Source organism: Streptomyces sp. NPDC060027 (genome assembly GCF_042737005.1).
Taxonomy (GTDB): Bacteria; Actinomycetota; Actinomycetes; order Streptomycetales; family Streptomycetaceae; genus Streptomyces.
Genome location: NZ_JBHWVI010000280.1, coordinates 1 through 9,900, shown reverse-complemented (window position 1 = coordinate 9,900; position 9,900 = coordinate 1). Strand labels below are relative to the sequence as shown.

13 protein-coding genes are annotated in these 9,900 nt (G+C 70.3%); 1 reads left to right on the top strand and 12 read right to left on the bottom strand.

The features are described 5' to 3' along the window. Positions 1-152: 152 nt before the first annotated feature. Together ACFWBT_RS38625 and ACFWBT_RS38620 are read right to left on the bottom strand one after the other, a co-directional pair. On the bottom strand, positions 153-1,628 hold the full coding sequence (locus ACFWBT_RS38625; protein ID WP_385708199.1) for an ATP-binding protein: 1,476 nt from the start codon (positions 1,626-1,628) through the stop codon (positions 153-155). A gap of 2 nt (positions 1,629-1,630) precedes the next feature. Continuing rightward, positions 1,631-2,479 carry a bifunctional DNA primase/polymerase gene (locus ACFWBT_RS38620; RefSeq protein ID WP_385708193.1) on the bottom strand — a complete coding sequence of 283 codons (849 nt, stop codon included), beginning with the start codon at positions 2,477-2,479 and terminating at the stop codon, positions 1,631-1,633. 149 nt (positions 2,480-2,628) lie between these two features. On the opposite strand from ACFWBT_RS38620, the gene ACFWBT_RS38615 reads away from it, so the two are divergent. Then, entirely contained in the window at positions 2,629-3,633 is a 1,005-nt protein-coding gene (locus ACFWBT_RS38615; protein WP_385708190.1) for a hypothetical protein, read from the top strand. Between the two features lie 116 nt (positions 3,634-3,749). Here the strand turns inward: ACFWBT_RS38615 and ACFWBT_RS38610 are convergent, their stop codons facing one another. The 10 genes from ACFWBT_RS38610 to ACFWBT_RS38565 all read right to left on the bottom strand — a co-directional run bounded on the left by ACFWBT_RS38610 (position 3,750) and on the right by ACFWBT_RS38565 (position 9,897). Then, on the bottom strand, positions 3,750-4,223 hold the full coding sequence (locus ACFWBT_RS38610; RefSeq protein WP_385708187.1) for a hypothetical protein: 474 nt from the start codon (positions 4,221-4,223) through the stop codon (positions 3,750-3,752). A gap of 11 nt (positions 4,224-4,234) precedes the next feature. Further along, complete coding sequence (locus tag ACFWBT_RS38605; protein ID WP_385708184.1) at positions 4,235-4,429, bottom strand: hypothetical protein; 195 nt, start codon at positions 4,427-4,429, stop codon at positions 4,235-4,237. Positions 4,430-4,444: 15 nt separating this feature from the next. Then, complete coding sequence (locus ACFWBT_RS38600) at positions 4,445-4,678, bottom strand: hypothetical protein (RefSeq protein WP_385708181.1); 234 nt, start codon at positions 4,676-4,678, stop codon at positions 4,445-4,447. A 22-nt stretch (positions 4,679-4,700) separates the two neighbouring features. Continuing rightward, positions 4,701-4,955, bottom strand: a complete 255-nt coding sequence (locus ACFWBT_RS38595; protein WP_385708178.1) for a hypothetical protein — start codon at positions 4,953-4,955, stop codon at positions 4,701-4,703. A 141-nt stretch (positions 4,956-5,096) separates the two neighbouring features. Beyond that, positions 5,097-7,340 (bottom strand): cell division protein FtsK, encoded by a 2,244-nt coding sequence (locus ACFWBT_RS38590; protein ID WP_385708175.1) that lies wholly within the window; start codon positions 7,338-7,340, stop codon positions 5,097-5,099. 89 nt (positions 7,341-7,429) lie between these two features. Next, a complete protein-coding gene (locus tag ACFWBT_RS38585) occupies positions 7,430-7,810 on the bottom strand; it encodes an RRQRL motif-containing zinc-binding protein (RefSeq protein WP_385708172.1) in 381 nt (126 codons plus the stop codon). Next, complete coding sequence (locus ACFWBT_RS38580) at positions 7,807-8,457, bottom strand: GGDEF domain-containing protein (protein WP_385708169.1); 651 nt, start codon at positions 8,455-8,457, stop codon at positions 7,807-7,809. The genes ACFWBT_RS38585 and ACFWBT_RS38580 overlap by 4 nt, the downstream gene beginning before the upstream one ends. Continuing rightward, positions 8,454-9,311, bottom strand: coding sequence for a protein spdB (locus ACFWBT_RS38575; protein WP_385708166.1), 858 nt, complete (start codon positions 9,309-9,311; stop codon positions 8,454-8,456). Before ACFWBT_RS38575 ends, ACFWBT_RS38580 begins: the two co-directional genes overlap by 4 nt. Continuing rightward, positions 9,311-9,652 (bottom strand): hypothetical protein, encoded by a 342-nt coding sequence (locus ACFWBT_RS38570; protein ID WP_385708163.1) that lies wholly within the window; start codon positions 9,650-9,652, stop codon positions 9,311-9,313. Before ACFWBT_RS38570 ends, ACFWBT_RS38575 begins: the two co-directional genes overlap by 1 nt. Further along, entirely contained in the window at positions 9,649-9,897 is a 249-nt protein-coding gene (locus tag ACFWBT_RS38565; protein ID WP_385708196.1) for a DUF6284 family protein, read from the bottom strand. Before ACFWBT_RS38565 ends, ACFWBT_RS38570 begins: the two co-directional genes overlap by 4 nt. Between the last annotated feature and the right edge of the window lie 3 nt (positions 9,898-9,900).

Genomic DNA, 9,900 nt, shown 5'->3' with positions numbered 1-9,900 from the left:
GGGACAAAGAAGGGGCTGCCTGTAGTACTTGGGTGCGCCTTACAGAGCGAAGAAGGAGCCGCTGCGCGGCGCGACCTTGGAGCGGCGTTCCGCCGAACAGCAAGAGGAGCACGTGCTCTTCTTGCTGTTCGCGTGAGCGTGCGGATCGCGGGTCAGAACGCCCGCGACTGCTCATGGGGTGGTAGAGCGGCCGTGCGGGTCATTTCGAGGTAGCGGCCCGCTTTGGTGCGGCCCGAGTCGATGAGCACACCCCGGGCCGCCAGCGTCGGTTGGAGGCGCTTGAGGCGGTCGGAGAGGACTTTGCCGGTGGTAGGCCACCCCTTGGGTAGGGGACGGCACTCGTCCCCGCTGTAGACACTGCTGAGGCAGAACAGCCACTCCGTGGACGTCATCTGCTGCGCGCCGCCTGGCTCGATGGTCTCGGCGTGCCTGAGGACGGTCTGCGCGAGGAGGTCACCCTCGATCACGTCGTCGTTCAGGTCGTCCAGACTCACCCGGTACGCGGGCAGCGCCCCGAGACCCGTAGCGGCGTCGAGCTGCGCGCACAGGTGCGCGAAGTCCGCCATCCGCAGGTCGGTGGGAGTCTCCACCTCTACGGCGCGCACCTTGACCGTGAGGTCCAGGAGCGAGCCGAGCACGACCGGCAGCACTTCCGCGTAGTCCGCCCACAGTTCGGCCTCGGTGCGCCGCACCCGGGGCCGCTCCAACCGCAGAGGCAGGAGCCGTTCGGCGAGGTCGGGGCGGATGACGCCGACGTCGATACCGGTCAGCAGTAGAGGCCGGCGGTAGCCGACGCGGAACACGTCCCCGTCGGTGAACAGGGCGCGTTTGACGCTTTCGGCGCCGGTGACGATGCAGCACATGGCGTCGGACAGGTCCGGGGTCATGTGGGAGAGGTTGTCCAGGGCCGTGACCCAGCCGGCCGCCACCGCCGCGATCAGGTTCTCCTCGTCCTTCGGTGCCCTGCGCAGGTCACCGCTCATGCCCTCGATGATCCGTACGAGCATCCGGCCGCCGGTGGACTTGCCCGCGCCCTGCGGGCCGGTGAGGAACGGCGCTGGGACGGGCACGGACGGTCCGAGGCAGCCGATGAGCCAGGCGATGGCCAGGCATTCGGTCTCGGCGTTGGCGAAGTTGCACAGCCTCAGCAGCAGGTCGATGCCTTTGCCGTCGGTGTCCTTGGCCGGCAGCGGGAGTTCGCCGGTGAGCTGAGTGCGGCGCCAGCAGACCTCGCGCGGGTCGGGGGTGAGGATGTCCCAGCCGGTGGGGTGGATGCGGACGGACTGTCCGTCGTTGCGGCCCAGGTCCAGCCACGTCGCTCCGTCGAATCCCGGGGCGACGCGGATGTTCACGGGCTGCACGTCCTCGGTCAGTGCGAGTGCTTCGATCAAGTCCAACGCCTCTTTGAGGGCGGTCCCGTTGAACACGCCGACCCCGTCCTTGAACAGGCCGACCATGAGTTCCTGGCGGTGGCTGCCCGTCGTGCCCTGTGAGCGGATCGGACGGGCCACGGGGTGGCCGTTCTTCTGCGCGTACACGGTCCCGTCAGCGGTGCGGAAGTACCGGAAGTGCTCATGCGCGTAGTCCGCGATGACCTCGCGGCCGGGGTTCTTGTCGTCCTCGGACATGGTCACAGTCCCAACGTGGTCAGGGCGTTGGTCCACGCGTCGGTGCAGTGCCGCGGCGATTCGCCCTTGGCCTGCGCTGCGGTGAACAGCCGCGCGATGTGGACGTCCGTGAGGCAGCCGCACCGGCCGTGCTTGGACAACACCGCGAGGAACGTCCGGTAGACAGTGGCGTGCACCACCTCACGGGCTCCGGTGATGCGCTGCTCCGCCATGGCGATGCCACGATCCAGATACATGGGCGTGCGGTGAGGGCACCCCCCGCTCCCGGCCAGTGCGGGCACCGTGACAGCCGCCGGTCGGACCGTGGAGGGTTCCTTTACGGTCAGCGCGCGCACGACGTCCGGCAGTGCCGTGATGGTTCCGGTGCCGGGCCCGAGCCACCGCGCGTACTGCATGGACGACTTGATGTCGACGCCGGGCCGTACAGCGTTGGCGGACTGCATGGCGCCCTGGTAGAGCCAGTGTTCGCCCCGGGTCGTTGGCACGGTCCGTGTGGCGGGCAGGCTCGCACGGGCCCACGTGATGGCTTCGGCGTTGTCGAGGTCCACGACGGTGAGGCCGGCGCCGCCGGGGTGGTAGGCCACGCCTGCCGCTTCCCGCCACGCCCACGTCGGCAAGTTGATGACGCCGGGGTCGGTGATGGCGGCGGCCCAGCCGTGGCACGGGTTCGGACAGGTACAGGGGCCGGGGGTCTTCATGTTCGGCCGGCCACCACAGACGTTCTTGGCGCAGGCCGGGCAGTTCCCGAACGGCACCTTCCCCGCTCGTAAAGGCAGTACGGGCACGCCGGAGGCTGCGAGACGGAGGGCGGTGCTCAAGTGGTCTCGCCGGATCGGGGCGGGATGGGTCATGCTGACGGTCTCCTGCTCTTTTGGAGGGATGGGAGAACCCGGGGTGGGCGTGGCTTGTGGTGAGACGGCGCTCGCCGCGGGTAAATCGGTGCGGGGGTTGTCGGGGCCCGGTAGGGCCGTTGTCAGTGGTGCCGGATAGGTTCCGCGCTATGGCGACTGATGACCTTGCTCCGGGCACGATCACGAACCGCACTGAGATGAAGATCCGGTTTGGTGGGGGGATCCAGGGAGGAATCCAGACCCCTGCAAACGGGGAGACGGTGTTGGCCTACTCCGACCCCTCGCAGGGGGTGAAGTACGGCTACACCTTCGATGGCTACGTTGAGGACGACGAGCACGGGCCGTTGTTCCACTACACCGGTGAAGGTGTAGTGGGCGACCAGAAGATGACGGACGGCAACAAGGCGCTCTTGGACAGCGTCGAGGATGGTCGCGCCGTGATGCTCTTCGTCGCAGCCAGCAAGAAGGGCACCCCTGGAGGGGTGAAGCAGTGGTTCGTCGGACAGAGCGTGGTCGACCCGGTGCTTCCCTACGTGGAGCGGTGGGCGCCGGGTCAGGACGGCGTCATTCGGCGTGTGTTCGTCTTCCGGCTGCGTCCCTCGGACGGCGTGACGTGGGCGCTTCGTGATGAAGACGCGTTGCCCCCGGCAACGGTGGATCACATCGTTGAGTTGTCGGCCAGTCCCAAGGCCTCCGCGCCTGTGGCGAAGAAGACGGGGACCAAGGACAAGAAGACGGAGAAGCACTCGACCTCGACCACGGTGGCCAACATCATTGGCGGCGAGCGCGAAGTTGTGCGCCGTGAGGGCCAGTTGGTGACGGCGTTCGAGGAGTTCTTGACCGCAGCAGCCCACCAGTTCAAGAGCTTTCAGATCACTGTCGAGGGCGAGAAGGGTGCCCTCGTACCGGATCTGTACGACGTGACTGACAACGTGCTGTACGAGGCCAAGGGGAACGCGACACGTAACGCCGTGCGCTTGGCGATCGGCCAGTTGCTCGACTATCGCCGGCACTTGGAGGTTCCCGATGGCTTGCGTCTCGCGGTGCTGCTGCCTGAGCCGCCCAGTGACGACGTGCGCAAGCTGCTGGCCACGGAAGAGATCGCGCTTGTGATCCAGGCTGAGGAAGGCTTCGCCGGCTTCCCGCTTTCGTGAAATCAGGCGTTGGTGCCCCTAGCCTGCTCAGGCTAGGGGCCGCCTGTTCGGGTGGAGGGATGAGGGAACCGGGGCGGGCACGACTTGTGGTGAGACGGCGCCCGCCTCGGGCGTAGCTAGCCGTAGAAGCTGTTCCGCTTGATCACGGCCTTGCGGATGTTGACCGTGCTGCCGCGCCCGCCGCTGATGGAACGGGCCGGAGTGCGCCAGGCGAGGACCGCGAGCGCGATCCACATGACGGTGCCGGTGCCAAGCCCCGCGGCGGCGTTGATGATTTCGCCGATGCCGTAGCCCACGCCGGCGGAGAGCGCCCCGCCTCCGAGTCCGGCCCCGAACAGGCGTTGTGCGACGGGGTCCAGCAGGGGCAGCGGGCTCAGGTCGCGCGGCTCGGGAGCGAGGACCGGGGCGGGGGCGAGGTGCTTGGCCATGGGAACCAGGCGCCCGTACGCGTCGGGTACCCACACCACCGGGCCCCGTTCGGCGGCCAGTTCAACGGCCGCCGGGGTGGGTGCGTAGAGGGTCAGTGATGCCGGGTCGTATGCCGGGGCGGCCGGGAGGTCCGGCCGCAGGGCGGGCGTGTGCTCGTTCACGGCGGGTCTCCTCAGTTGCCGAGGGCGGACAGCGCGTCGGCGGACGCCTGCACGACGTCGTGGATGCGTTCGTACGCGCCGGTCCCGGCGACGAAGAACCCGAACAGGAACAGGACCAGGGCGGCGCCACCCCCGGCGGACCTGGTGCGGACGGCGAGGGCGGACGCGGCGCCGAACAGCAGCACGGCGGAGATGTTCAGGATCATCGGGAGCCTTCCGGGTCAGCGACTGGTGCAGGTGGGGTAGACGGAGCCGCGGAAGCAGCGCTTGTAGTCGTCGCGGGTGACGCGGAATTCCTGGCGTCGGCCGTCGGTCGTGGTGATGGTCAGCCGGTAGCGCCAGCCACCGGACTTGAAGTAAGCGCTGCTGCGGTCGCTCACGGTCCCGGCCGGGCCGGCGCCGTAGCTCGGGTTGCACGCGGTCAGGACCGAGGCGGCGGCGAGGGTCTTGCGCATGGCGAGGTCCTCCGGGACGTGGTCAGTTGGTGGTGCCGGCGCGGTAGATGCGGGCCCAGCGGTTGTAGAGCCAGCGGCCGGCGCGGATGCGTTTGCCGGTGGCCTTGCAGCGGCGGCAGTCCTTGCCGCGCTTGAGGCGTCCCTTGCGGTCGGTCTTGAGGGCGTGGCCCATGCCGCGGCACTTGCGGCAGTTGCCGAACGGCGAGCCGGCACACACAGCGGCGTAACAGAACGTGACACCGAGCAGGAGGGTGATAGCGAGCAGGGCAGGGGGCACGAGGGGCCCTTCCAGGCGGTTTCCAGGGGTTTCCGCAGGTGGGCCGCTATCCGCTAGCGGCCTGATCACAGCAGGTTTGGGGCGCTAGCGGGGCCGCTAACGTTAGCGGGGTGTGCCGCTAGCGCTAGCGGCCCCGGACCCTCAGCCCGCGTCCTGCTTTCCGTCACGCTCCGCGATCGCGGTGGTGATGTGGGAGCGGTCGATGCCGCGCCGGTTGACGACCTTGCCGTTCCCCCGGCGTCCCACCTGGATCGTGGCCACGCCGTGCGGCTTCAGCGCTGCGGCGAGCCCTTCGGGGTCCCATCCGTCGTAGACCTCCGGCCGCAGCTCCGCGAGCCGCGCAACGACGGTCTCGGACCACAACTTCGTCTCCTTGACGGGGACGACGGCGAGGATGTCGGCGAGGAGGTCGTACGCGCTCGCGACCGTCTCGGGCTCCTCCCCCAGGGCGTGGCCGGAGAGGGTCCCTGCCTGCTCGCGCGCCTTCCGCGCGCGGGCGGCGATGCTGTCGGCTCCGGGCCCGTCGACGTACACGGAGCCCACGATCCGGGCGTCGGAGCCTTCACCCACGAAGTAGTGGATGCCTTTGTCCCCCCACGCGAACATCGTGGCCCGCACGCCGCGCTTGTACGCGGACGTGCCGAGGACCATGTCGTTCTCCAACTGGCCCATGACCTTCAGGCACCAGCGGGCGGACGCGTTTGCGGAGATGCCTGTGGGCAGTGCCTTCGCGTCGGGGCGCTGGGTGGCGAGCAGGAGCACGATGCCGGTGGCCGGTCCGCGTTTGACCAGGTCGGTGGCGATCTCCTCGAACTCGTCCTTGTGCTTGGGGTGTTCGAAGAGGACCTGGCACTCATCCACCCCGATCACGATCGGGTGCAGGCCAAGGGAGCGCTTGTCGGCGAGTTCGCTGGTCACCTTGGACTCGGGGCAGATGTCCCGCGGGAGTGAGCGGATCACCTTGGTGCGGCGGCGCAGTTCCTCCCGCAGGGCGCGGAAGTCGTTGAGCGCGTACTCGATGGCGTCGTCGTCATCGCCCGCGGCGTGGCGGTGGGAGACGGCGTTGCCGACCGGGTCGAGGTCGCCGGTGCCTTTCATGTCGTAGGTGTGCAGCTCCGCGCGCGGGTCGAGAGCGGCGATGAGCAGCAGCAGGCGGAGCAGGAAGGTCTTGCCCATCCGCGGGATGGCGCCGATGATGCCCGCGATGTACATGAGGGTGACCGCGACCCAGCGTCCCCGCTGGTCGGTGCCGTAGGCGACGGGCTTGAACAGGTTGACGCTGCCGCTGTTCATCAGTGGCCACTTGGGCTTGCGGGAGGTCGACATGTCCTGGTCGCCGACCCACAGCACGAGGTGCCCGGTGTGCTCGTTCGGCACGGCCTCGGGCCACACGCAGCCCAGCGGGCGGCGTAGACCGGAGGCGAGCCGGTCGCGGCGCTCGATGACGTCCGTGACGGTCACGCCGTAGGGGAGGTTGCCCTCCGCCCGCCACCCTGGACCGTCCCGGGTGATCGGTGCGGTGAACTCGAACCCGTCGCGGCCCTTGCCCTGCGCCTGGTTGATCGCCGGGATACCCAGCGCGCCGAGCGCGCGCAGCACGATGTCGCTGGTGAGCTTGACCGCCTTCGGCAGCTCCACCGCACGGTGGACGACCGGAGCATCCGCACGGCGGCCGGCGCCCCCGAGCGCCATCACGACCGCACCGACCGACACGGCCTGAAGCCAGTCGGGGGCAAGGACGTAGAGGGCAAGCGCGGAGCCGAGCCCGACGAACATGGCCAGCACAGCGACCAAGGTCCGCAGCCGCACCCGTCCGTCACGCTGCCGCGACAGCTTCAGATACTCCGCCGCGTCCTCACGCCGGACCGCGGCGAGCCGGACCGGCTCGCCCTCGCGGTCGGCCACCCACCGCATCGTGCCCCCGACGAACCGGGCCGCGCCCGTCGGTGCCTGGAAGGCGAGACGGGCGGCGTAGACGGGGGTGCGGAGCGCGTGATAGCCGAGCGAGTGGGCGTAGTGGCGGGCCACCCATCCACTCGCGGTCTTCAGCTCCGCGAGGGACTTGAGCCAGACCGGTACGACCGACCGTCGGCGGGCGCCTTGCAGCCGACCGAGAAAGCCCGGACCGGTCGCCTTCACGGCTTGGTCGACCGTGATGCGAGCGGTCGGGTCGCTTGACGCGGCGCGGAACGGGTCGAGGTCTCCGCTGCTCTGCGAGTCGGTCACGTACACCGTGTCGTCGGCCGACTCGGTCGGGTCGGAGTGAGGCGACTCCGTCCGGGCGGATCGGGCCTTGTCGAGGTCGACTACGTCTCCCCCGGAGTCGGCGGCCAGGTCGGCTTCGAGTCGGTTGAAGAGTTCGTTCTCGTCGTCGGGGTGCTTCACTGAAAGTCCTTCCAAGGGAGGAAGCGGGGTCCGGCCGTCGCTGTAGGAGGTGGGCGGACGGACCCCGCCGGATCGTGGTGCAGGGAAGTTCAGGCGGCGCGCTGTTCCTCGGGGTAGGCGCAGGGCACGCACATGCCGAGTGAGGTCGGGATGACGTATCCGGCGTCCTTGGCGCAGGCCGGGCAGGTACGGCGCGCCCGCATCGCGTTAGCGAGCGCAGCCCGCTTGCCCGGGGTCATCGGACGGACCGGCCTGGCGCAGTCGACGCGGTAGAGGTGGGCGACCAGCGGACCGCGCCGGTAGCGCGGGCGCATGAGCTGCGCCGCTATCGACTGACCACCCGGACGCAGCCCGCGGGCACGCAGTTGACGACGCGTGGCGAGCCCGTCAGGGGCGTAGCGCCACTGGTAGGTAGGGATGCCGAACTGGGCGCCGGTCGGGTCGTAGCACTTGCCGAACGACCCGATCATCGGGCCGCCACTCCGACGATCGGCGCGTCCGTGCGGGCGCCAGTTCGGCCGGCGCGGCGCCCTGCGACGGTGGCGAACAGTCGGCCCAGTCCCGCACGTCGGGTTCCGGCACGGCCCTGCTTGGCCGCGTACATGGCCTCATCCGCCCGCCTCAGCAGTCCGGACAGGTCATCAGCGGGGAAGTCCGCGGCGCGCACCCAGCCGAGCGAGACCGTGGTGCGGACGCTCGGGTCCTGGCCGTCGACCGGCCGGGCGAGCACGCCGTGCAGCACGGCGAGCAGGTCCCCGGCGGTGCCGTGGTCGTCGATGAGTACAGCGGCGAACTCATCGCCCCCGAGCCGTCCGGCGACCCCGGACGCACCGACGTGGTGGGCGAGACGGTCGGCAGTCGCCTTCAACAGCGCGTCCCCGACCGCGTGCCCGTGGACGTCGTTGACGTGCTTGAAGTGGTCGACGTCCGCGAGGATCACGACCGCGCGCGGGTCGCGCAGCAGACGGCGGGCCCGGCGGGTGAAGGCTTCCCGTGTCCACAACCCGGTGAGCGGGTCGCGGCGGGCCGTGGTCAGCCGTCCGTGCAGCCACCGGGCATGGACCGCCCAGCCGAGGACAGGCGGCAGGGCCGGTAAGAGGGCGGCGAGGGTGTTCATGCCGCCACCCGCTTCCACGCGGCCCGGAGACGGACCTCGGAGGCGGAGTGGCCGGCCGCGCGGAAGCGGGTGGCCATCTCGCGGTAGGACAGGGCCGGAACGCGGCTGGTGCGGATCTCCTCGACCACCGCGTCAAGCTCGGCGTCGGTGAGCGCCGGGCCCGATTCCAGCGCGGTCAGCGGCTCGGTCGGTCCCCAGACGGGGAGTTCCCATCGGGGTGTGACGTCGGGCGTGACGCGGTGGGTCACGCTGGTCAAGGCCCTGCCCGTGTCCTCGCCGGACCGGGCCGCCTCCAGCGTCGACCACGCATCGGAGAGCCGCTTGGCGGTGTCGGCCTGGACGCGGGCGACGCGCGCACCGGCCTGCGTCACGGCCGTCAGCCGGGTCTCCTCCGTCGTGGCTTCCGCCCGCAGCCGGGCACGCGCCACGGCCGCCTCGTCACGGGCCTCCTGCTGGATACCGCGGATCGCTCCGAGCGCCTTCGGGGTGAGCGCGGTCCGCTCCCACAACCCGTGCACCAGCCACAGCGCCTTCGCCCCCAGAGGCAGCCACGCCACCGCAAGCCACGCGCCCCTGTCCACCTCGGCGGTCAGCGCGTGGGCGACCAGGACACCGGTAGCGAGCAGACCGAACGACCAGCCGACCCCGGTTACGGCGTCGGAGTGGTCGCCCTGCGCGGCCAGGCGCCGTTCATAGGCGAGGGTGGCCAGCCAACCCCCGTCGATACCGAGACCGACCACGAGTGCGACCGGCCACGGCATCGCCGAACCCAGCCACATCACGACCACGGCCAGAGTGAGGACCAGGGACACCGCCGTCACCGCGACTGCGGGCAGCGCGGTCGGGCGTGCCATCACGCCACCCCCGCGGGCATCCGCACGCCGGCGGGCACCTGCGTGTAGCCGGTCAGCTCGACGTCCGCCCCGCCGTACTCGGTCCGTGCGCTCAGCACGCCGGTACGGTGGTCGCACTGCACGTGGAAGTCGACCGCGTCCGGGGCGATACCGAGCGCCGCCCGCCACGCCTCGAACGCGGTGAACCCGCCCTCCATTGCGTGCACCGACAACCTCAGCCGGTCCGGGTAGATCACGCTCACGTCGACCACCGGTGCCGGCAGGTCCGGGAAGTCGACCGCCAGCAGCCGCAACGCCCGCAGCGGCGCCGCCAGGGCGTCCAGCGTGAGGATCGTGCTCATGCCGCACCCCCCGCCAGGGTCGTGTCAGCCGTGCGGTTGGTCAGCTTGGCCCGCTCGGCGAGCACGCGGGCCAGGGCCCGGCGCACCCGGCGGCTGTCGACGTCGTCCGGGGCGTGGTCCATGGCCGTGATCTGCGCGTCGACCAGGGCGACGTCCGCCAGGATCAGCGGCATCTCGGCTTCGATCGCGGACAGTTCCGCGTCCGTCGGTTCCATCCAGTCGGCGAATGCCGTGACGGCGTCCAGGCT